Source organism: Streptomyces sp. NBC_00442 (genome assembly GCF_036014195.1).
Taxonomy (GTDB): Bacteria; Actinomycetota; Actinomycetes; order Streptomycetales; family Streptomycetaceae; genus Streptomyces.
Map to the genome: position 1 here is coordinate 2,628,283 of NZ_CP107918.1, position 19,871 is coordinate 2,648,153.

At 72.3% G+C, this 19,871-nt stretch carries 21 protein-coding genes; 10 read left to right on the top strand and 11 right to left on the bottom strand.

The features are described from left to right. Positions 1 to 9: 9 nt before the first annotated feature. Entirely contained in the window at positions 10 to 1,119 is a 1,110-nt protein-coding gene (locus OG432_RS11675) for a hypothetical protein (protein WP_328310507.1), read from the top strand. A gap of 85 nt (positions 1,120 to 1,204) precedes the next feature. Next, positions 1,205 to 1,924: a peptide-methionine (S)-S-oxide reductase MsrA gene (gene msrA, locus OG432_RS11680; RefSeq protein WP_328310509.1), complete on the top strand. Its 720-nt coding sequence runs from the start codon at positions 1,205 to 1,207 to the stop codon at positions 1,922 to 1,924. Between the two features lie 51 nt (positions 1,925 to 1,975). Here the strand turns inward: msrA and OG432_RS11685 are convergent, their stop codons facing one another. Further along, complete coding sequence (locus OG432_RS11685; RefSeq protein ID WP_328310511.1) at positions 1,976 to 2,803, bottom strand: helix-turn-helix domain-containing protein; 828 nt, start codon at positions 2,801 to 2,803, stop codon at positions 1,976 to 1,978. A 144-nt stretch (positions 2,804 to 2,947) separates the two neighbouring features. Between OG432_RS11685 and OG432_RS11690 the strand changes: the two genes are divergently transcribed. Together OG432_RS11690 and OG432_RS11695 are read left to right on the top strand one after the other, a co-directional pair. After that, complete coding sequence (locus OG432_RS11690) at positions 2,948 to 3,385, top strand: VOC family protein (protein ID WP_328310513.1); 438 nt, start codon at positions 2,948 to 2,950, stop codon at positions 3,383 to 3,385. A gap of 57 nt (positions 3,386 to 3,442) precedes the next feature. Then, complete coding sequence (locus OG432_RS11695) at positions 3,443 to 4,027, top strand: DUF4291 domain-containing protein (RefSeq protein ID WP_328310515.1); 585 nt, start codon at positions 3,443 to 3,445, stop codon at positions 4,025 to 4,027. A 42-nt stretch (positions 4,028 to 4,069) separates the two neighbouring features. Here OG432_RS11695 and OG432_RS11700 read toward each other — a convergent pair whose 3' ends face one another. Beyond that, entirely contained in the window at positions 4,070 to 4,624 is a 555-nt protein-coding gene (locus tag OG432_RS11700; RefSeq protein WP_328310517.1) for a hypothetical protein, read from the bottom strand. A 340-nt stretch (positions 4,625 to 4,964) separates the two neighbouring features. Next, positions 4,965 to 6,002: an NAD(P)-dependent alcohol dehydrogenase gene (locus OG432_RS11705; RefSeq protein WP_328310519.1), complete on the bottom strand. Its 1,038-nt coding sequence runs from the start codon at positions 6,000 to 6,002 to the stop codon at positions 4,965 to 4,967. Positions 6,003 to 6,159: 157 nt separating this feature from the next. Here OG432_RS11705 and OG432_RS11710 point away from each other — a divergent pair, with 157 nt between their 5' ends. After that, entirely contained in the window at positions 6,160 to 7,017 is an 858-nt protein-coding gene (locus OG432_RS11710) for a helix-turn-helix domain-containing protein (protein WP_328310521.1), read from the top strand. An 86-nt stretch (positions 7,018 to 7,103) separates the two neighbouring features. Here OG432_RS11710 and OG432_RS11715 read toward each other — a convergent pair whose 3' ends face one another. Further along, the gene (locus OG432_RS11715; protein WP_328310524.1) at positions 7,104 to 8,375 is read right to left on the bottom strand and encodes a L,D-transpeptidase; all 1,272 of its coding nucleotides are present in this window, start codon (positions 8,373 to 8,375) and stop codon (positions 7,104 to 7,106) included. Between the two features lie 290 nt (positions 8,376 to 8,665). Beyond that, positions 8,666 to 8,992: a hypothetical protein gene (locus OG432_RS11720; protein WP_328310526.1), complete on the bottom strand. Its 327-nt coding sequence runs from the start codon at positions 8,990 to 8,992 to the stop codon at positions 8,666 to 8,668. A gap of 108 nt (positions 8,993 to 9,100) precedes the next feature. Here OG432_RS11720 and OG432_RS11725 point away from each other — a divergent pair, with 108 nt between their 5' ends. After that, a complete protein-coding gene (locus OG432_RS11725; protein ID WP_328310528.1) occupies positions 9,101 to 9,382 on the top strand; it encodes an LPXTG cell wall anchor domain-containing protein in 282 nt (93 codons plus the stop codon). A 162-nt stretch (positions 9,383 to 9,544) separates the two neighbouring features. On the opposite strand, the gene hutH is transcribed toward OG432_RS11725, so the two are convergent. The 5 genes from hutH to OG432_RS11750 form a co-directional block, all read right to left on the bottom strand. Beyond that, positions 9,545 to 11,086: a histidine ammonia-lyase gene (hutH, locus tag OG432_RS11730; protein WP_328315071.1), complete on the bottom strand. Its 1,542-nt coding sequence runs from the start codon at positions 11,084 to 11,086 to the stop codon at positions 9,545 to 9,547. A 400-nt stretch (positions 11,087 to 11,486) separates the two neighbouring features. Beyond that, entirely contained in the window at positions 11,487 to 12,647 is a 1,161-nt protein-coding gene (locus OG432_RS11735; protein WP_328310530.1) for a GGDEF domain-containing protein, read from the bottom strand. 98 nt (positions 12,648 to 12,745) lie between these two features. Next, on the bottom strand, positions 12,746 to 13,534 hold the full coding sequence (locus OG432_RS11740; RefSeq protein ID WP_328310533.1) for an enoyl-CoA hydratase/isomerase family protein: 789 nt from the start codon (positions 13,532 to 13,534) through the stop codon (positions 12,746 to 12,748). A gap of 97 nt (positions 13,535 to 13,631) precedes the next feature. After that, the gene (locus OG432_RS11745; protein WP_328310536.1) at positions 13,632 to 14,855 is read right to left on the bottom strand and encodes an adenylate/guanylate cyclase domain-containing protein; all 1,224 of its coding nucleotides are present in this window, start codon (positions 14,853 to 14,855) and stop codon (positions 13,632 to 13,634) included. 115 nt (positions 14,856 to 14,970) lie between these two features. Then, entirely contained in the window at positions 14,971 to 15,831 is an 861-nt protein-coding gene (locus OG432_RS11750; RefSeq protein ID WP_328310538.1) for a biotin--[acetyl-CoA-carboxylase] ligase, read from the bottom strand. Between the two features lie 131 nt (positions 15,832 to 15,962). Here OG432_RS11750 and OG432_RS11755 point away from each other — a divergent pair, with 131 nt between their 5' ends. The 4 genes from OG432_RS11755 (at position 15,963) to OG432_RS11770 (ending at position 19,322) form a co-directional block, all read left to right on the top strand. Then, positions 15,963 to 17,573 carry an acyl-CoA carboxylase subunit beta gene (locus tag OG432_RS11755; protein ID WP_328310540.1) on the top strand — a complete coding sequence of 537 codons (1,611 nt, stop codon included), beginning with the start codon at positions 15,963 to 15,965 and terminating at the stop codon, positions 17,571 to 17,573. A gap of 29 nt (positions 17,574 to 17,602) precedes the next feature. Then, positions 17,603 to 17,809, top strand: a complete 207-nt coding sequence (locus OG432_RS11760) for an acyl-CoA carboxylase epsilon subunit (RefSeq protein WP_328310543.1) — start codon at positions 17,603 to 17,605, stop codon at positions 17,807 to 17,809. 660 nt (positions 17,810 to 18,469) lie between these two features. After that, entirely contained in the window at positions 18,470 to 18,598 is a 129-nt protein-coding gene (gene mmpB / locus OG432_RS11765; RefSeq protein WP_328310545.1) for a morphogenic membrane protein MmpB, read from the top strand. Between the two features lie 112 nt (positions 18,599 to 18,710). After that, positions 18,711 to 19,322, top strand: a complete 612-nt coding sequence (locus tag OG432_RS11770; RefSeq protein ID WP_328310547.1) for a Maf family protein — start codon at positions 18,711 to 18,713, stop codon at positions 19,320 to 19,322. 20 nt (positions 19,323 to 19,342) lie between these two features. On the opposite strand, the gene OG432_RS11775 is transcribed toward OG432_RS11770, so the two are convergent. Further along, the gene (locus OG432_RS11775; protein ID WP_328310549.1) at positions 19,343 to 19,798 is read right to left on the bottom strand and encodes a hypothetical protein; all 456 of its coding nucleotides are present in this window, start codon (positions 19,796 to 19,798) and stop codon (positions 19,343 to 19,345) included. Positions 19,799 to 19,871 lie beyond the last annotated feature (73 nt).

Below are 19,871 nucleotides of genomic sequence, written 5' to 3' on the forward strand. Positions count from 1 at the left end.
CTGGTGGTCATGGAGATTCTGTGGACCCTGATCGTGCTGTGCATGATCGTCGCGATCCTCGGCCGGTTCGTCCTTGGACGCGGTGGCGGCGGCATCCGCCTGTCCCGGCCCGGTGCGCCGGACGCCGCGGACCCGGCGGCGTACGGATTCGTACGCCAGGAGGAACTCGACGTGCGCCTGCCGGGGCCCGACCAGGATCTCCTCGACGTACTCGCGGTGGTGCAGGGCACCCAGGACTGGAAACCGGCCCAGCGCCTCCTCGCCGCGACGCCCAAGGAGGGCGAGCGGCGCTGGCAGCGCGTCCAGGCCTTCGCGGGCGCGGCCTCGCTCGAACTGGCCCGGCGGCCGGGCGTCGGCGGGGCGTGGTTGCGCAACTGGCGCTCGGAAGCACCCAAGGACGCGGGGGCGGCGCAGGTGCACGCCGAGTTCCTGGTCCAGCAGGCGTGGCGCTCCTCGTCGGTGGGCCGGGACGACTTCCGCATCATCCTGGAGGAGGCCCGCACGGTCTGCGGCGAGGCCGCCCTGCTCGCCCCGGGCGACCCCGTGCCCTCCATCGTCGAACTCGCCGTGGCCCGCGGACTCGCCTACCCGCGCCCGGAGTTCGACCAGCTGTGGGCGAAGGTCCTCGACCGCGCCCCGCAGCACATGGGGGCGCACGTGGCGGCGCTGCACTACCACTGCGAGAAGTGGCACGGCTCGCGCGCCCAGGCCGACGAGTTCGCGACGGCGTCCGCGGCCCGCGCCCCGCGCGGCGCCCTGCTCTCGGCCCTTCCCCTGTTCGCGGTGTACGAGCACATGCCCGACATCGTCCTGGTCAGCGACTTCCACCGCACAGCCGTGGTGAGCCGGGCCATGGAGGGCGCCCTGCACGCCGTCCACCACGCCCGCCCCGACGACCCGGCCCTGCCGCTCGTCCGCCACCTCCTGGTGTCCTTCCTCGTGCCGGCCCAGCGGTGGGCGGAGGCGATGGAACAGTTCGTCGCCCTGGACGGCCATGTGGGCGCCGTCCCCTGGACGGTCTCCGAGGACCCGGCGGCGCAGTACGCCCTGCACCGGGCGCTGGCGGTGGCGGGCTACGAGTCGAACGGCGGCAGCCCGGCGACGCTGGGGCGGCTTTGACGGCAGCTTCCGCGGCGCGCGGCGGAATCTCCGGGCCCGGCCGTACGTTCACCCTAGGCACCCGAACCTCTCCGAGGAGCCCACGATGATCTTCGGCCGCCGCCCGCCCGAGCTGCCCACCCCCGAGCAGGCCCTCAAGGGCCGTCCGGAGCCCGAATTCACCCTGCCCGAACGGCACACGGTCCTCGGCAACCCGCTGGCCGGCCCCTACCCCGAGAACCTGGAGGTCGCGGACTTCGGGATGGGCTGTTTCTGGGGCGCGGAGCGCAAGTTCTGGCAGACGCCGGGCGTCTGGACGACGCTCGTCGGCTACCAGGGCGGCAGCACCGTGAACCCGGCGTACGAGGAGGTCTGCTCCGGCCTGACCGGGCACACCGAGGCGGTCCGGGTGGTCTACGACCCCGCCCTCGTCCCGTACGCGCAGCTCCTGAAGGTGTTCTGGGAGAACCACGACCCGACGCAGGGGTTCCGCCAGGGCAACGACGTGGGCACGCAGTACCGCTCGGCGATCTACACCCACAGCCCCGCCCAGGCGGCCACGGCCCAGGCCTCCCGCGAGGCCTACCAGGAGGTCCTCACGGCCTCGGGCCACCGCGCGATCACGACGGAGCTGCTGCCGGCGCAGGGCCGCCCGTTCTACGCCGCGGAGCCCTATCACCAGCAGTACTTGGACAAGAATCCGGCCGGGTACTGCGGCATCGGCGGCACCGGCGTCAAGCTCACGGCCCCCTTCGAGACGAACTGGGGCGCGTCCTGCCCGACGGGGATCGCTCCGGCACCCGAGGTCACGGAAACGACCAAGTAGCCGCGGCCCGGTCCGGTCCGAACCGGGCCGGGCCGGACCGGACCGGACGCCCTAGCGCCGCTCCAGGCGCTGGACCAGGATCGAGTCGGTGCCGGACGCCGTTCCCGGATAGAGGACGGTCATCGTCGAGCGGAGCGGGGGCGCGGGCGGGGCGGGGACCAGCTCCACCGTGCGGGAGGCGAAGTCGCCCACGGAGCGGCAGGACCACCAGGCGTCCAGGTCGGGCCGCGTCTCGCGCAGGCGGGCGGTCAGACGGCGGACCCGGGCGTCGTCGGGGCTGCGGTCCGCGCGGCCGCGGAAGTGCCGGTGCAGATCCATCGCGACCGGCTCCCAGGTGGGCAGCAACCGCTGGTGGGCCGGGTCGGTGAGCAGCAGCAGGAGCAGATTGCGGTCCGCGACGGGTACGCGTCCCGGATCGGGCCACAGACCCGCGTACGCCTCGTTCCACGCGGTGATGAACAGCGCCGGGTCCAGGGAGAGGGCCGGAGTGTCGGCCCAACTCTCCATCAGGGCACGGGTGTTGGGGTCGGGTGCCGCGAGCGGCTCAGGAGCCGCGTACCCCGCGAGGGTCAGGACGTGGGCGTGGGACGTCGCGTCCAGGCGCAGGGTGCGGCTCACCGCGTCGAGGACCTGCCGTGATGTCTCCACCCGCCCCTGTTCGAGCCAGGAATACCAGGCCACGCCCACCCCGGCCAGGGCGGCGACCTCCTCGCGGCGCAGGCCCGGTGTGCGGCGCCGTGCGCCCGGGGGCAGGCCCAGGTCGGCGGGGCGCAGGCGTTCGCGGTGGGCGCGCAGGAAGCCGCCGAGTTCGCGCCGCCGTGACGCGTGCCCCGCTCCCGCGCGGGTGTCCGCGTCCGTGTCCGTGCCCGTGTCCGTCACGATCTGCACCCTCCTCGGCGGGCACGACTCCCGCACCCTGTTGCCGCGCCGCGCGGCCTCTTGCCCGCCCCTCAGCCTATGACCAGCACTCACCGCATCAACCGGGACCTGGCTGGGGGGCCGTCGGGGGCGGAGGCTGCCGTCATGACGAATCAACAGGACACCGCACCTCTGGTACGGCGGCGCAGCAACGACTCCTCCGCCCTCACCGCGCCACGCGCCTTCATCCGCGTCTTCACCCCGCCCGGCACCCTGGAGCGGCTCACCCGCTTCTACGAGGAGGTGCAGGGCGTCGAGCGGGACATGTGGATCACCTATCCGGCCAAGGGGCTCGTGCTGGCGGCGGTCGGCGGTTTCCTGATCATCGAGGGGTCCGAGGAGGCCGTCGCGCCGTTCCTGTCCGCCGCAGGGACCCTGCTCGTCGACGACGCGTCCGCGCATCTGGCCCGCCTGACGGAGCGCGGCGCGAAGATCGTCGTCCCTCTGCACGAGGTGCCGACCGGCGCCGCCTTCTACGCCCGGCACCCGGACGGCACGGTGGTCGAATACGTCGAGCACCGGCCGACCCCCGGCGGCGATTAGCCCACGCGCTCCGGATATTCGCTGGTCACCCGGGCCCCGTGGCGTCACGCTTGCCCCATGGAAGCCCAGACCACGCTCCCGCCGCGGCGCCGGATCCGCGCCCTGCACACCGCGTCGACGATCACCGTCTACCAGGCGTACGCCCCGGCGCTCGGGCTGGCCGCCGCGCGGGACGGGCGGTTTCCCGCGGCGTGGAAGCGCGAGCGGATGACCTGGATCAAGCCGTCGTTCCTGTGGATGATGTATCGCTCGGGGTGGGGCACGAAGGAGGGGCAGGAGACCGTGCTCGCCGTCGAGATCCGGCGGGACGGGTTCGACTGGGCTCTCGAACACGCCTGCCTCTCGCACTACGACCGCGAGGTGCACGGTGAACCGGGCGACTGGAAGCGGGAGTTGAAGCGGGCGCCGGCGCGGGTGCAGTGGGACCCCGAGCGCGACCTGCACCTCCGGGCGCTTCCGTACCGGTCCTTGCAGCTGGGGCTCGTCGGGGAGGCGGCGCGGCGGTACGCGGACGAGTGGATCGTGGATGTGCGCGATGTGACGCCGCTCGCACATCGCGTACGCGACCTCGCGCGCGGCGGCCAACTCGCCTCCGCGCAAGCCCTGTTGCCCGAGGAGCGGGTCTATCCCGGGCCCGAGTAGCCGTTCGCGGCCCGCCCGGTCGCCGCGGCCCGCACCCCACGGTCACACAATGGCCGGGGGCGCGCCGGGCCGGGTCCGCCGGCCCTCCCTGACCGCGGCCCGGCACCCCATCGCGACGTACGCGACGGCTCCGGCCAGGGAGAGCAGCAGCACCGGGTCGACCCAGGACGGGACGAGCTGCACCGTGGCGCCGTCCGGCCAGGTGCAGAGCACCGACGGGGGGAGGGGCCGGCTGTCGATGGTGATGCCTGCGTCGGCTGCGTAGTGGTAGGACCGCACGGCGTCGTGACCGGTGCGTGCCGTGACGCAGGCCCGTGTGGGCCGGGTGTCGAACCCGCTGAGGTTTCCGACGGCGAGCGTGACGACGAACACGCACAGGCACAGCGTGGCCGCCTCGCCGCAGCGGCCGGGGCGGGTCCTGGCGTACCCGACGCGCCGGGTCGCGAGCAGGTGGACGGCCTTGGCCGCGAGGAGGACGGCGGCGGGCAGGGTCAGGAGGAGGATGGCGGCGTAGAGGATGGTGCGCTCCGGCGGGTGGCGGTGGCGTGCGGTCGCGGCCGCACGGCCGCGCACACGGCCCGGCCCGGCCGGAACCATCCTCCCCCACACGGCAGTTGAGCCTGCGGGCCGTCCCGGGTTACCCACGATGGGTCCGGCCTCCGGCCTCCGGCTTTCGACTGCGGGCCGTGCCTGGCTGGTCGCGCAGTTCCCCGCGCCCCTGGCGGGGCGGCCCTTGGCAGGGTGCCCAGCAGAGGCAACCTCAGCCCGTCCGGCGATTGAGGACGAGCGCCGTTCAGGCGCGAACGGGGTCCGGGGCGGAGCCCCGGGGAGCCGGGCCGAAGCAACCCCGCCGCACGGGAGGTGGGTGGGAGAACGCGCGGACGGGGTCCGGGGCGGGGCCCCGGGGGGACCCCCGGGGCTCCGCCAGGGCCCGGGGTCAGATCGTGGCGGTGTCGATCACGAAGCGGTAGCGGACATCACTCGCCAGCACCCGCTCGTACGCCTCGTTGATCTGGTCCGCACGGATCAGCTCGATCTCCGCACCCAGCTCGTGCTCGGCGCAGAAGTCGAGCATCTCCTGCGTCTCGTCGATGCTGCCGATCATCGAGCCGGCAAGGATCTTGTTGCCGCCGATGAGGCCGAACATGTTGAGCGAGTTCGGCTCCTCCGGGGCGCCCACGTTGACGAACGCGCCGCCCGTCTTCAGGAGCGCCAGGTACGCGCCCAGGTCCAGCGGCGCGGAGACGGTGGAGACGATGAGGTCGAAGGAGCCGGCAAGCTCCTTGAACGTGGCCTCGTCGCTCGTCGCGTAGTAGTGGTCCGCGCCCAGCTTGAGCCCGTCGTCCTTCTTGCGCAGCGACTGGCTGAGCACGGTCACCTCGGCGCCGAGCGCGTGCGCGATCTTGACGCCCATGTGGCCGAGGCCGCCGAGCCCGAGGATGGCGACCTTCTTGCCGGGGCCGGCCTGCCAGCGCTTGAGCGGCGAGTACAGGGTGATGCCGGCGCACAGCAGCGGGGCCGCGACGTCGAGCGAGATGCCTTCGGGGATGCGCAGGGTGTGGTCGGCGTCCACCACGACGTGCGTGGAGTAGCCGCCATAGGCGGGCTTGCCGTCCCGGCCGGTGTCGTTGTACGTCGAGACGCCGTCCTTGCAGAACTGGTTCTGCCCCGACCGGCAGGCCTCGCACGTGCCACAGGAGTCGACGAAGCAGCCGACGCCCGCGTGGTCGCCCACCTGGAACGTGGTGACGTCCGAGCCGACCTCGGTGATCACGCCGGCGATCTCGTGGCCGGGCACCATCGGGAAGATGCCCTGGCCCCAGCCCTCGTTCACCTGGTGGATGTCGGAGTGGCAGATGCCGGCGTACTTGATCTCGATGAGCACGTCGTTCGCGCCGACCGGACGGCGCTCGATGGTGGTGCGCTCCAGGGGAGCCTTCGGGGCGGGTGCGGCGTAGGCGGCGACGGTGGTCATGCCGTTCTCCTCAGATCTTTGGGGTACCTGATCAGCCTGCCCGAGTTCCTGCCTGTCACCCAGGCCTCTGTTCTGCCTACGACCAGCGTGCGTACTACTGGCAGGGACAGGCTCCCGGTCGTACGTCCACGCCGCCGAGCACGGATACTGGGGTGTCATGGACCAGCGCGCCGAACTCAGCGAATTCCTCCGCTCACGCCGGGCACGGCTGAAGCCCGAGGACGTGGGGCTGCCCGACCACGGGCGCCACCGCAGGGTGCCGGGCCTGCGCCGGGAGGAGCTGGCGCAGCTGGCCGGGGTGTCGGTCGCGTACTACACGCGCCTGGAGCAGGGCAACGCGCAGAACGTGTCGGCGGAGGTCCTGGACGCGATCGGGCGGGCGCTGCGCCTCAACGACATCGAGCAGGACCACCTCACCCACCTCGCCAAGGGCAAGGCGAAGAAGAAGCGCGCGGCGGCCTGCAAGCCCCAGCAGGTGCGCCCGGCGCTCCAGCAGCTGATGGACTCGATGGACCACGTGCCCGCCCATCTCATCGGCCGCCGCCTCGACATCCTCGGCTGGAACCGGATGGCGGCCGCGCTACTGGGCGACATGTCCCAACTTCCGCCGCAGGAGAGGAACTTGGCGCGCCACGTGTTCCTCGATCCGGCCTCCCGGTCGCTGTACGTGGACTGGCACGGGAAGGCGATCGACGTGGTGAGCATCCTGCGGCTGTGCGCCGGCTGCTACCCCAACGATCCTCAACTGACCGCCCTGGTCGGCGAGTTGTCGGTCAAGAGCGAGGACTTCCGCACCATGTGGGCGGCCCACACCATCGCCGACAAGGGCCATGGCGTCAGGCGGCTGCGTCATCCGGTCGTGGGCGAGCTGACGCTTGCGTACGAGACGCTGAAGCTGCCGGAGGAGCACGACCTGTCCCTGGTCACCTTCCACGCGGAGCCGGGCTCGGCGTCCGAGGAGTCGCTGCGCCTGCTCGGCAGCTGGAGCGCCGACCAGCCGGTCCGGACGGGCTGAGAAGAGGCGGCGGAAAGGCCGCGGAAAATGCTGCGGGGGCCCCGAAGGGCCCCCGAGCGGATCAGGCGGTCACACCGTCGAGCGGGTCAGGCGGCCGAGCCGGCCTTCCACTGGTCCCAGCTCATGTTCCAGCCGTTGAGGCCGTTGTCGGGCTGGACCGTCTTGTCGTGGGAGTTCTTGATGATCACGACGTCACCGGTGATGGAGTGGTCGTAGAACCAGGCGGCCGTGGTGCCGTCGTCGTTGGCACCCTTGGTGTCCGACAGGCCGACGCAGCCGTGGCTGGTGTTGGCGCTGCCGAAGATGGACTTCGCGCCCCAGTAGTTGCCGTGGATGAAGGTGCCGGACGCGGACAGGCGCATGGCGTGCGGCACGTCCTTGATGTCGTACTCGCCCTTGCCGTCGTCGTCCGTGAAGCCGACCGTCGCACCGTTCATGCGGGTCTCCTTGTACTTCTCGGAGATCACCATCTGGCCGTTGTAGGTCGGGTGCTCGGGGGAGCCCGCGGAGATCGGGATGCTCTTCACGGTCTTGCCGTCCTGGGTGACGGTCATGGTGTGGGTGTTCGCGTCGACGGTGGAGACCTGGTTGCGGCCGATCTTGAAGGTGACCGTCTTCTCCTGGACGCCGGTGATGCCGTTGGCACCCTGGACGCCGTCGAGGTCCATCTTCATGGTGACGGTCGAGTTCTCCTTCCAGTACTCCTGCGGGCGGAAGTCGATGCGCTGCGAGCCGAACCAGTGCCCGACGACTTCCTGACCGCTGCTGGAGGAGACCGTGATCTTGGCCTGCACATCCTTCTTGTTGGTGATCGCCTTGTCGAAGTTGATGGACACCGGCATGCCCACGCCGACGGTGGAGCCGTCCTCGGGCGTGAAGCTGCCTATGAAGCTGTTCTTCGGGGAGACGGTGCTGAAGGAGGCGTTCTCGTGCGCCTGACGCCCCTTGGCATCCGCCGCGGTCGCGGTGATCTTGTACGTGGCCGAACGCTTCAGCGCCTTCTCGGGGGCCCAGCTCATCCCGTCCGCGGATATCTTCCCGTCGACCTTGGTGCCCTCGGGGGAGGTCATCGTCACATCGGTCAGCTTGCCGTCGGCGACGGTGACCTTGGTGTCGCTGTTGATGCCGACGTTGGTGGCGCCGTTCTTCGGAGTGATGGCGATCTTGGCGTCGGAGGTGTCCTTCTCGGCGGCCTTGTCCGCCGCCGCCTGCGCCGATGACGAGCTGTCGGCCTTGGCGGCACCCTTGTCGCCGCCCCCGTTGCAGGCAGAAAGGACCAGTACGCCGCCGAGCACCGCGCACGCCGCCGCGAGACCCTGCTTGCGCCGCTTACTCTCCGTCTTCACACGCTTCTCCATCGTCGCCGTCCCCCACGTCATCACAACTAGAACATCAGACTGCTCTGTCCAGTTCCGCAGTGGGGGTGAATGTGGGGCACACCACGCGTCCGAGGACGGGTCGGGGCGGGACGGTACAAGATCGCCAAATGGTGCCGCTCGGTGCCGTCCCGGCCCCGCCCCACCGCCGCCCGGCCGGGCGGGCGTGCCCGTCAGGTCATGGCCGCCGCCGGTCCCCGCCGGTCCCGTGAGATCCGCCGACCCCGCCGGGACTGCCGGGACTGCCGGATCTGCCGGATCTGCCGGATCTGTCAGTCCTCGTCATTGCTGTCCTCCTCGTCGAGGTCCCACTCCTCGTCGTCGGGGTCGTATCCGACGCGCTCGCTGCTCCAGGAGGCCTGGACCAGCTCCGCGCCGGGCAGCGCCTCCACGAGGCCGACCGGGTCCACCAGATACGCGAGGGCCTCCGCTCCGTCTTCCCGTACCGCCGCCTCGGCATGCGCGCGTTCCTCGGGGCGCATCGCCGGATCCTCCGCGACGCGGGTCAGCGCGGCCGCCGCCAACCGGCCCGCATCCTCGATCTCCAGGACCAAATCGACGCGGAGCCGCACATACCGTGATGTCTCTTCTTCGCTCATGCGAGGGAGCGTAGGGCTCAAGCCATCCGCGACTTTCCCGCGACCCGCTACTTTCACTAGCATCAGCGCATCCCGTCAATTCGACGTACTCGCAAGGGGATCGCTCACTTGTCCGTCGCTCGTCGTCCCCTGCTCACCGCCACCGCGGCGGGGACTCTGCTCTGCGCTCTGTGGTTCGTGCCGTCCGCCAACGCCACGGATGAACACCACCCCTCCACCACCACCGCGCACTCCGCCTACCGGACCGGTCCGGCCCCCGACGAGGCCCCGATGGCCCTCGCCGACACCGGCGGCGCGGACACCTCCCCCTATCTGGTCGGCGGCACGCTGTTCCTGGGGCTGGGAGCGGGGTTCGTGATGTATTCGGTCCGCCGCTCCCAGCCCTGTTGATCCATCCTGTTGATCCGATTGATCCAAGCCCTTTTGAACCGAGCCCTGTTGAACCCCGCGGGCTCGCGTACGGGAACCTGTTGAAACCCGCGGGCTCGCGTACGGGAAAGGGCCGCCCGGGATGCGACATCCCGGGCGGCCCTTCCGTACGTCGGGGGCGGGTCAGGCGAGCCGGCCCGTCACCGTCTCCACCGCCGCGACCAGCTTGCCCTCGCGTACGAAGGCGTCCGCGGCGGCCAGGTCGGGGGCGAGGAAGCGGTCCGGTCCCGGGCCCTGGACGCCGGCCGCGCGGGCCGCGGTGATGGCGGCCTGCGAGGCGGGGGCCGGGGTGAGGCCCTTGCGCAGCTCGATGCCGCGGGTCGCCGCGTACATCTCGACGGCGATGATGCGGGTCAGGTTGTCGACGGCGGTGCGCAGCTTGCGCGCGGCCGACCACCCCATGGAGACGTGGTCCTCCTGCATGGCGGACGACGGGATGGAGTCGGCGGAGGCCGGCACCGCGAGCCGCTTCATCTCGCTGACCAGGGCGGCCTGGGTGTACTGGGCGATCATCAGGCCCGAGTCCACACCGGCGTCGTCGGCGAGGAACGGCGGCAGGCCGTGGCTGCGGTTCTTGTCGAGCAGCCGGTCGGTGCGGCGCTCGGCGATGGAGCCGAGGTCGGCGGCGGCGATGGCGAGGAAGTCCAGGACGTAGGCGACCGGGGCGCCGTGGAAGTTGCCGTTCGACTCGACGCGGCCGTCGGCCAGGACCACCGGGTTGTCCACGGCGGAGGCCAGCTCGCGCTCGGCGACGGTCAGGGCGTACGCGATGGTGTCGCGTCCGGCGCCGTTGACCTGGGGGGCGCAGCGCACCGAGTACGCGTCCTGGACGCGCGGCGCCTCTTCCTCCTGGAAGTGGCCGGTCAGGCCCGAATCCTTCAGCACGGCGAGCATGTTGGCGGCGGAGGCGCCCTGACCGGGGTGCGGGCGGATGGCGTGCAGCTCGGGCGCGAGCACCTTGTCGGTGCCGAGCAGTGCTTCGAGGGAGAGGGCCGCGGTGATGTCGGCGGAGGTGTAGAGCTTCTTCAGGTCGGCGAGGGCCATGCACAGCATGCCGAGCATGCCGTCGGTGCCGTTGAGGAGGGCGAGGCCCTCCTTCTCGCGCAGCTCGACGGGCTCGATGCCGGCCGCGGCGAGCAGTTCGCCCGCGGGCTTCACGACGCCGTCGGGGCCCTCCGCGTCGCCCTCGCCCATGAGCGTGAGGGCGCAGTGCGACAGCGGGGCGAGGTCGCCGGAGCAGCCGAGCGAGCCGTACTCGTGGACGACGGGGGTGATGCCGGCGTTGAGCACGTCGGCCATGGTCTGGGCGACGGAGGGGCGTACGCCGGTGTGCCCGGAGGCGACGGTCTTCAGGCGCAGGAACATGAGCGCGCGCACGACCTCGCGCTCCACTCGCGGACCCATGCCGGCGGCGTGCGAGCGCACGATGTTGCGCTGGAGCTGGGCGCGGAGTTCGGGGCTGATGTGCCGGGAGGCGAGCGCACCGAAGCCGGTGGAGACGCCGTACACCGGCTCCGGCTTGGCGGCCAGCGCGTCGACGATCTCGCGTGCGCGGGCCAGTGCGGCGAGGGCCTCGGCGGAGAGCTCGACCTTCGCGTTGGCGCGGGCCACGGCGATGACGTCCTCGGGGGTGGTCCCGGAGGTCCCCACCACGACAGTGTGCATATCCATATTCAGCACCCTACGGATTGAATCGCCAAGTGTCACTAGCCCTGGCCCCCTGGGGCTCCGCCCCAGACCCCGTGTCGCGCCTCAAGGGCGCTCGTCCTCAAACTCCCCCAAGGCCTCAAGGGCCAGGGGGGACCCCCATGACGGGCTGAGGATGCCCATGCCGCCCGGCACCGAGTAGCTAAGGGGCGCGGGGCTGTGACATTGCGCGGCTCCGCCGCGGTAGGCGCGACCGTTCGGCGCCGGGTGCCCTACAGGGGCGCGGGGAACTGCGCGGGACGCGGGCACGGTCCGCAGTCGAACCAGGGTTTTTCGGGGCGCGGGGAACTGCGCAATTCGGGCCCCCGCCGGGCGGGGGTGGGGCGTGGGGGCGCCCCGGGGCGAGGGGGCACGGGGGTCAGCTCCGGCCCCGGAAGCGGCGGCGGTCGTGCGGCGGGGTCGGGGGATTCTCGGCGAGGGCCAGGACCGCCCCGTCCCGCCCCGCCACCACCGGCTTCGCCGACCGCGCCGCCTTCGCGCGGTACTGCGCCGCGTCCGCGAGGCGGAACAGACGGCGGGCCGAGCGCACCTCGCCGATGGGATCACCCGTGGAGGCGATCCCGCACGCGACCCCTTCGCCCAGCTCCAACTCCCCTGCGCGCAAGCAGAGTTGCTCGCCCACCGTGACGACCTCGTCGGCGCGGGGACCGACGGCGAGAAGGCAGAACTCGTCGCCGCCGAGCCGCGCGGCCAGCGCGCCGGGCAGCATCGCCCCGCAGAGGGAGAGGACCGAGCCGAAGCGTTCGAGAAGACGGTCCCCGACCGCGTGCCCCAGCGTGTCGTTGACCCGCTTGAGTCCGTTCAGGTCGCACACGACGAGGCTGACGACGGAGCCGTCCGCCCGGTGCCGCTCGATCGCCTCGTCGAGGTGCATGTCGACCGCGCGCCGGTTGGCGAGCCCGGTGAGGGGGTCGGTGAAGGCGAGGCGGCGCACCTCTTCGAGGCGTTCGGTCTGGGCGATACCGGCCGCCACGACCGACGCGAGGACGGTCGCGAAGTCGGCGTCGGCCGTGGCGAAGACCGGCGCGCCGACCGGCCGCGCCACGTAGAGCTCGCCCCAGGCCCGCCCGTGCAGCACGATCGGAGCGACCACGCAGCAGCCCCGCCCGCGGCGGCGCAGCGCGGTCACCCTCCCCCAGCTGCCGGTGGGAGGCGCCCCCAGGTGGCGGTGGCCCGCGTCGTCCGCGGGAGGCGCGACGGCGGTCTCGACCCAAGCGTTGGGCTCGCCCCCGCCCGCCCACCGCTCGTGCAGGAACTCGGTGATCTCGGGGAACTGGTGCACCGGGTACGTCTCGTCGTCGGGGAACTCCTCCTCCCCGTCGGCCCGTTCACCCTCGTTCACCAGGACCCGCAGGCGTCCCAGTTCTCGCTCCCACACCGAGAGCGCGGCGAAGGTGCCGCCGAGCGCGTCCCGCGCGCCGAGCGCCGCGGCGCGCCAGGACTCGCGCGGCGTGTGGGCCGCGGCCATGGCCTGTGCCAGCGAAACCACGGCCCGCAGCCGGGCATCCTCTCCACCCATTCCTCCAGCTTAGGGAGGTTTGGGTGGTTTTGACCCATGGAGGCGCCGACGCGCATCCGCTCACACCCGACGGCGGACCTCGCACCAACCCCAGCGGGTCACTGGCCGGGCCACTCCGGCTTGCGCTTCTCGTTGAACGCGGCCACGCCCTCGGCACGGTCCCCGGAGAACGCCACCGACCGCCAGGCCGCGTCCTCGACCTCAAGACCGGCCCGCAGGTCGAGCCCGTGCCCGAGCCGCATCGCCCGCTTCGCCGCACGCAGCCCGACGGGCGAGTTGGCCGCCATCCGTCCCGCGAGCGCGAGCGCTTCCGTACGGGCGTCGTCGGCCAGGACGTCCACGAGCCCCAACTCCCTTGCCTCCACGGCCTCGACGCGCCGGGCGGTGAAGACCAGCTCGGCCGCGCGGGCCGCGCCGACCCGGCGCGGCAGGAGCTGCGTACCGCCGCCGCCGGGGATGACGCCGACCGACACCTCGGGCAGCCCGACCACCGCGGTCGCGTCGGCCACGATCACGTCGCAGGCGAGGGCGAGCTCGAAGCCGCCGCCGAGCGCGAAGCCGTGCACGGCGGCGACGGTCGGCATGGGCAGTTCGAGCACGCCGGTGTAGGCGGCACGGGCGGTGGGGCGCTGGCGTACGAGCTCGGCGTCGCTGAAGGAGTTGCGTTCCTTCAGGTCCGCGCCGACGCAGAAGGCGCGTTCGTTCGTCGACGTCACCACGGTGACCCGGGCGTCCGGGTCGGCGCCGAGCGCGTCGCAGGCGGCGGCGATGGAGCGGGCCATCTCCGTCGACACCGCGTTCATGGCCTTGGGCCGGTCGAGCACCAGCTCGGCGACATACCCCTCGCGCCGTACGACGACGAACTCCCCGAACCGCTGCTCAGCCATGGCGACCCCTCCGTTAACGAACGTTACGTCGGGGCCGATCCTAGGCCGTGCCCCGGCCCTGCCCACGAGAGCCCCGGGACAGACTCCCGGCCAGGCTCTAGGACAGGCCCTGGGTCTCGCGGCGGTGCAGGAGCCACGGCTCGACCACGCCGAGGCCGCGCACCGGTCGCTGCCACATGGGCTGGAGCGCGAAGCGGTACTTCGCGGGCGGGGCGGGCTCCTCGCCCTCCTTCTCGGCGGCCAGCGCGTCCTGGGCGGCCTGCGCCTCGGAGACGGGGGCGTCGCCGGCGCGGGCCAGCTCCTCGGCGAAGGCGCCGTCGACCAGGACGGCGTCCTTGGGGGCTATCGAGGTGAGCCGGCTCGCGAGGTTCACGGTGGTGCCGAACACGTCGCCCATGCGGGTCGTGACGGTGCCGAAGGCGATGCCCACGCGCAGCGCGGGCATCGTCTCGTCGCCGGCCATCGTCTCGATGAGCCGCAGCGAGATCTCGGCGGCCGTGCCCGCGTCGTCCGCGGCGAACAGGACCTCGTCGCCCAGCGTCTTGATGAGCCGCCCGCCGTGGGCCGCGACCAGGTCGGCGGCGGTCGTCTCGAAGGCCTCGACGAGCTCGCCGAGCTCCTCCTCCTCCAGGCGCCGGGTGAGCCGGGTGAAACCGACGAGGTCGGCGAAGCCCACCGCGAGGCGCCGGTCGACCATCTCCTCGTCGTCGGCCGCCTGCACCACGCGCCCGGTGGCTGCCGCCAGCTGGCGCCGCCACACGTAGACGAGGAACTCCTCCAGCTCCGGCAGCAGCAGCTCGACCAGGGGGTACGTGACCTCGGTGCGGGTCATGCCGGGCTCGGGGGGCTCGGTCAGGCCCTCCAGAAAGGAATCGATCTGCCATTCGGCCAGCCGGGCGGTGGTCTGCCCCGTGGACCGCGCGACCTGCACCGCCATCGGCTCGCTGAGCAGCCCCGCCTCCACGAGACCGGCGAGCCGGCGCAGGGCGAGGACGTCGGCCTCGGTGAGCGCCTTGGCCTGCCCGATGTCGGCGAACCCCATGGCCCGCCAGAACCGGGACGCCAGCTCCATCGACACACCGGCGGTACGGGCCGCCTGGAACGGCGTGTAGCGCCGGTCCGCACCGAGGATGAGCTGTTCGAGACGGATCGCGAGCGGGTCGTCGGTGGGCTCGGCGGTGTGGTCGACGGCGTGGTGCGGCGTCGGGTACGCGGACGGCGCGGGTTCGGCGGGGGTACGTGAGCCGCCCTGGGCGGCGCCGGAGTCACCGCCGGTACCGCCATCGCCATCCGCACCGGACCGTGTCTCGTCGACGGTCACCGGCCGCCTCCTGCCCGTTGCCTGCGCACTGCCCTGCCGATCTGTCGCTGGATCGGGCTCCACGATACGGCAGGTGTGCCGTAGCTCACGTCGCGGGAGCGTGTCCTGGCCGGGCTTACGGCGCGTCCGGGCGCAGGTGGACGATGTCGCCCGCCGCCACCGGGCGCTGCACGCCCTCCTCGGTGGCCAGAACCAGGCGCCCGTCGCCGTCGACGGCCACCGCCTCACCCCGTACCGACTGCCCGCCGGGCAGCTCCGCCCGCACCGTGCGGCCCAGGGTCGCGCAGGCCGCCGCGTACGCCTCCTGGAGCCCGGACCCCGCGGGATCGCCCGAGGCCGCACGCCAGGTCCCGTACCACTGTTCGAGCGAGCGCAGCACGGCCCGCAGCAGGGTGTCGCGGTCCGTGGAGACGGCTCCGGCGAGCGCGAGGGAGCCGGCGCCGGGCACCGGGAGCTCGGCCGCGCGCAGCGTCACGTTGAGGCCGATGCCGATGACGACGCCGTCCGTGCCGGCCCGCTCGGCGAGGATGCCGCCGGCCTTGCGTTCCTCCCCGCCCACCGTGACGAGGAGGTCGTTTGGCCACTTCAGGGCGGTGTCGACGCCTGCCGCCCGCGCCAGCCCGGACGCCACCGCGACGCCGGTGAGCAGCGGCAGCCACCCCCACCGCTCCACCGGAACCGCCTCGCCGGGTTTCAGGAGCACGGAGAAGAAGAGCCCCGAGCGGGCCGGCGCCGACCAGCGCCGGTCGAGACGGCCGCGCCCCGCGGTCTGCTCCTCGGCGACCAGGACCGCCCCCTCGGCGTGCGCGTCCGCCTTCGCCGCGAGGTCGGAGTTGGTGGAGCCGGTCGCCGTGACCACGTCCAGGGACGTCCACAGCGCGTCGGGTCGCAGCAGGGCGCGGCGCAGCGCGGTGGCGTTGAGGGGCGGCCGGTCGAGGTCGGACCAGCGGCTGTCGGAAGCGTCCGGGGGTGTCATGCAGCCAGGTTAGGCGGCAAATGCAAGGCCCTCCGGGTGTGGCCAATGCCGCACTGCCGAACCGTATCGGCACCACTACCCTACGAGTCAGTAGCCACCATCCCCGTGACCAGGCAGGGAGCCGCATCCCGATGTCCGAGCCGGAAAACGCCCAGAGCGACGCCACCGTCGACATCCACACCACCGCCGGAAAGCTCGCGGATCTTCAGCGCCGCATCGACGAGGCGACCCACGCCGGCTCCGCGCGTGCGATCGAGAAGCAGCACGCCAAGGGGAAACTGACGGCCCGTGAACGGGTCGAACTCCTTCTGGACGAGGGCTCGTTCGTCGAGCTGGACGAATTCGCCCGGCACCGCTCGACCAACTTCGGCATCGAGAAGAACCGCCCGTACGGCGACGGCGTGGTGACCGGGTACGGAACGGTCGACGGCCGCCCGGTGTGCGTGTACTCGCAGGACTTCACCATTTTCGGCGGGTCGCTGGGCGAGGTGTACGGCGAGAAGATCGTGAAGGTCATGGACTTCGCGATGAAGACCGGCTGTCCGGTCATCGGCATCAACGACGGTGGCGGCGCCCGCATCCAGGAGGGCGTGGTCGCGCTCGGCCTGTTCGCCGAGATCTTCCGGCGCAATGTGCACGCCTCCGGTGTCGTGCCGCAGATCTCGCTGATCGTCGGCCCGTGCGCCGGCGGCGCGGTGTACTCCCCCGCGATCACCGACTTCACGGTGATGGTCGACCAGACCTCGCACATGTTCATCACCGGGCCCGACGTCATCAAGACGGTCACCGGCGAGGACGTCGGCTTCGAGGAGCTGGGCGGCGCCCGCACCCACAACACCACGTCGGGCGTGGCGCACCACATGGCGGGCGACGAGAAGGACGCGATCGAATACGTCAAGTCCCTTCTCTCCTACCTGCCGTCGAACAACCTGAGCGAGGCGCCGGCCTTCCCCGAGGAGGCCGACCTGGAGACCTCGGACGAGGACCGCGAGCTCGACACGCTCATCCCGGACTCCGCGAACCAGCCGTACGACATGCACACGGCGATCGAGCACGTCCTGGACGACGGTGAATTCCTGGAGACCCAGGCCCTGTTCGCGCCGAACATCATCACCGGCTTCGGCCGGGTGGAGGGCTTCCCGGTCGGCATCGTCGCCAACCAGCCCATGCAGTTCGCCGGTTGCCTCGACATCGACGCCTCCGAGAAGGCCGCGCGCTTCGTGCGCACCTGCGACGCCTTCAACGTGCCGGTCCTGACCTTCGTCGACGTCCCCGGCTTCCTCCCCGGCGTCGACCAGGAGTACGGCGGCATCATCCGGCGCGGCGCCAAGCTGATCTACGCCTACGCCGAGGCGACGGTCCCGCTGATCACCGTCATCACCCGCAAGGCGTTCGGCGGCGCGTACGACGTGATGGGCTCCAAGCACCTGGGCGCCGACCTCAACCTGGCCTGGCCGACGGCGCAGATCGCGGTGATGGGCGCGCAGGGCGCGGTCAACATCCTGCACCGCCGCACGATCGCGGCGGTCACGGACCCCGAGGAGGCGGAGTCGACCCGGGCGGAGCTGATCACGGCCTACGAGGACACGCTCCTCAACCCGTACATCGCGGCGGAACGGGGGTACGTGGACGCGGTGATCATGCCGTCGGAGACGCGGGCGCACATTGTGAAGGGCCTGCGGCAGCTGCGCACCAAGCGGGAGTCCCTGCCCCCCAAGAAGCACGGCAACATCCCCCTCTAACCGACCGTCGAGCCGAGTCAGGAGCCGCTGTGATCAAGGTAGTTCGGGGCAACCCGACCCCGGAGGAGCTGGCTGCCGCGCTCGCGGTCGTCCAGGCGCGGGCCGCGGCGACGGCCGCGGGCGCGGCCGGGGCGCCGCAGCCGCCCGAGGGCTGGTCCGACCCCGCCCGCATCGCGCGGCGCGCGCTGCCGAGGCCGGGGGCCCGGACCTGGGCCCGCACGTACTGGCCGGCGTAGCCCCACTCCCCCACCCCGGCCGGCCGCGGACACCCGCCCGCGAGCCGCCCGGGGCCACCCCACGCAGTTCCCCGCGCCCCCAACCCCGCTTTCGCCTGCGGACCGTGCTGGCGTTCCGCGCGGTTCCCCGCGCCCCTGAAACCCGCCTTCGGCTGCGGACCGTGCATGGTTGCTCGCGCAGTTCCCCGCGCCCCCAACCCCGCTTTCGCCTGCGGACCGTGCCCGCGTCCCGCGCAGTTCCCCGCGCCCCCAAAAAACCCGCCTTCGTGTGCGGACCGTGCCCGCGTCCCGCGCAGTTCCCCGCGCCCCTGTAGGGCACCCGGCGCCGGACGGCTCGCGCCCACCGCGGCGGAGCCGCGCAGTGTCACAGCCCCGCGCCCCTTAGCTGCTCGGTGCCGGGCGGCATGGGCATCCTCAGTCCGTCATGGGGGTCCCCCTGGCCCTTGAGGCCTTGGGGAGTTCGAGGACGAGCGCCCTTCAGGCGCGATACGGGGTCTGGGGCGGAGCCCCAGGGGCTCTTCACCCCCGGAGGGTTGCGGGAAGGGGCGGGGTGGGGCGGCTCCCGGGTTCTGGGGCGGAGCCCTGGGGAGTTCGATTGAGGGGGTAGCTGAGTACCCATACTCAGGCGCGGCTGCACGGCCCCGCCGCACTATCGGTTGCATGCTGTCGTCGGACCCGAAGAACGAACCCCCCAAGGAACTGCGCGACGCCCAGGCGATGATGCGCCGGGCGGGCCTCCTCCTCGCCCTCGCCATGGTCGTCGCGATGGTCGTGGTCGGCCTCCACTGAGGCACGGACCGAGCCCCGGCCAGAGGCACGGACCGAGCCCCGGGCGGGCCCCCGGACCGAGACCCGGACCGAGATCCGGCCTCCGCTCGGGCGCCGGCGCACGGCGCCTACGATGGCGCCCATGACTGCTCAGCGCCGCCTCGTCCTCGCCTCCCAATCCCCCGCCCGGCTCGGGCTGCTCCGGCAGGCCGGGTTCGCGCCCGAGGTGATCGTCAGCGGCGTCGACGAGGACGCCCTGACCGCACCGAGCCCCGCCGAACTCGCCCTCGTCCTCGCCGAGGCGAAGGCCGATGCCGTGGCGGCCCGCCCCGAGGCCGCCGGCGCCCTCGTCATCGGCTGCGACTCCGTACTCGAACTCGACGGCCGCGCCCTCGGCAAGCCCGCCGACCCCGAGGACGCGACGGCCCGCTGGCAGTCGATGCGCGGCCGGTCCGGCGTCCTCCAGACCGGCCACTGCGTGATCGACACGGCGACCGGTGAGCGCGCCGCGCGCACCGCGTCGACCGTCGTACGGTTCGGCGAGCCCACCGACGCGGAGATCGCGGCGTACGTGGCGAGCGGTGAACCCCTGTACGTGGCGGGCGCGTTCACGCTCGACGGCCGCTCGGCGCCGTTCGTCGACTCCATCGAGGGCGACCACGGCAACGTCATCGGGCTCTCGCTGCCGCTGCTGCGCAAGCTGCTCGCCCAGCTCGGCCTCTCCGTCACCGACCTCTGGGCGTAGGAGCGCAAGGGCGCGGGACGTCAGGCGGCGGCCGGGGCCCCGCCGGGGGCATCGCCCGGCTCCGGCTCCCGCTCCGGCCCCGGGCGCTCCTTCACGTACGCGAGGAGGACGAAGACGAGCAGCGCGAGCACGACCATCAGGGCGGCGAACGCCGACCAGCCGACCAGGCCCACCAGGAACGCGCCGAGCACCGCGTGCACCACCGCGCAGGCGATCACCGCGATGCGCGCGACCCGGCCGGGCGCCCGGTCGCGCACGGCCATGACCAGCAGCACGATCCCGCACACCACGAGGAAGACCCCGAAGAGCCCGCCCGCGATCCACGCGCCGGTGGAGATCGCCTTCGGATCAATGCCGGCGAGGGACATGTGCTGGCTCGCCGCGAACCTCCCCAGCAGCCAGTTGACGACCACGATGGCGCAGGCCTCGGCGAAGAGAACGAGCGCGGCCACGATGGCGATCAGTCGTCGCAGCACGGCACGACCCCCTGTTACCCCTAGTACGTATGTGGCGCGCACGCTACTAACCAGTAATGGTTCGTACAAGGGT

Coding starts and splice junctions, on each gene's coding strand:
- OG432_RS11710 (WP_328310521.1), top strand. CDS start 6,160: ATGGACCAGCGCGCCGAACTCAGCGAATTCCTCCGCTCACGCCGGGCA.
- OG432_RS11755 (WP_328310540.1), top strand. CDS start 15,963: ATGTCCGAGCCGGAAAACGCCCAGAGCGACGCCACCGTCGACATCCAC.
- OG432_RS11770 (WP_328310547.1), top strand. CDS start 18,711: ATGGCGCCCATGACTGCTCAGCGCCGCCTCGTCCTCGCCTCCCAATCC.
- OG432_RS11740 (WP_328310533.1), bottom strand. CDS start 13,534: ATGGCTGAGCAGCGGTTCGGGGAGTTCGTCGTCGTACGGCGCGAGGGG.
- OG432_RS11735 (WP_328310530.1), bottom strand. CDS start 12,647: ATGGGTGGAGAGGATGCCCGGCTGCGGGCCGTGGTTTCGCTGGCACAG.
- OG432_RS11700 (WP_328310517.1), bottom strand. CDS start 4,624: ATGGTTCCGGCCGGGCCGGGCCGTGTGCGCGGCCGTGCGGCCGCGACC.
- mmpB (WP_328310545.1), top strand. CDS start 18,470: ATGCTGTCGTCGGACCCGAAGAACGAACCCCCCAAGGAACTGCGCGAC.
- OG432_RS11750 (WP_328310538.1), bottom strand. CDS start 15,831: ATGACACCCCCGGACGCTTCCGACAGCCGCTGGTCCGACCTCGACCGG.
- OG432_RS11705 (WP_328310519.1), bottom strand. CDS start 6,002: ATGACCACCGTCGCCGCCTACGCCGCACCCGCCCCGAAGGCTCCCCTG.
- OG432_RS11690 (WP_328310513.1), top strand. CDS start 2,948: ATGACGAATCAACAGGACACCGCACCTCTGGTACGGCGGCGCAGCAAC.
- OG432_RS11715 (WP_328310524.1), bottom strand. CDS start 8,375: ATGGAGAAGCGTGTGAAGACGGAGAGTAAGCGGCGCAAGCAGGGTCTC.
- hutH (WP_328315071.1), bottom strand. CDS start 11,086: ATGCACACTGTCGTGGTGGGGACCTCCGGGACCACCCCCGAGGACGTC.
- OG432_RS11720 (WP_328310526.1), bottom strand. CDS start 8,992: ATGAGCGAAGAAGAGACATCACGGTATGTGCGGCTCCGCGTCGATTTG.
- OG432_RS11695 (WP_328310515.1), top strand. CDS start 3,443: ATGGAAGCCCAGACCACGCTCCCGCCGCGGCGCCGGATCCGCGCCCTG.
- OG432_RS11675 (WP_328310507.1), top strand. CDS start 10: ATGGAGATTCTGTGGACCCTGATCGTGCTGTGCATGATCGTCGCGATC.
- msrA (WP_328310509.1), top strand. CDS start 1,205: ATGATCTTCGGCCGCCGCCCGCCCGAGCTGCCCACCCCCGAGCAGGCC.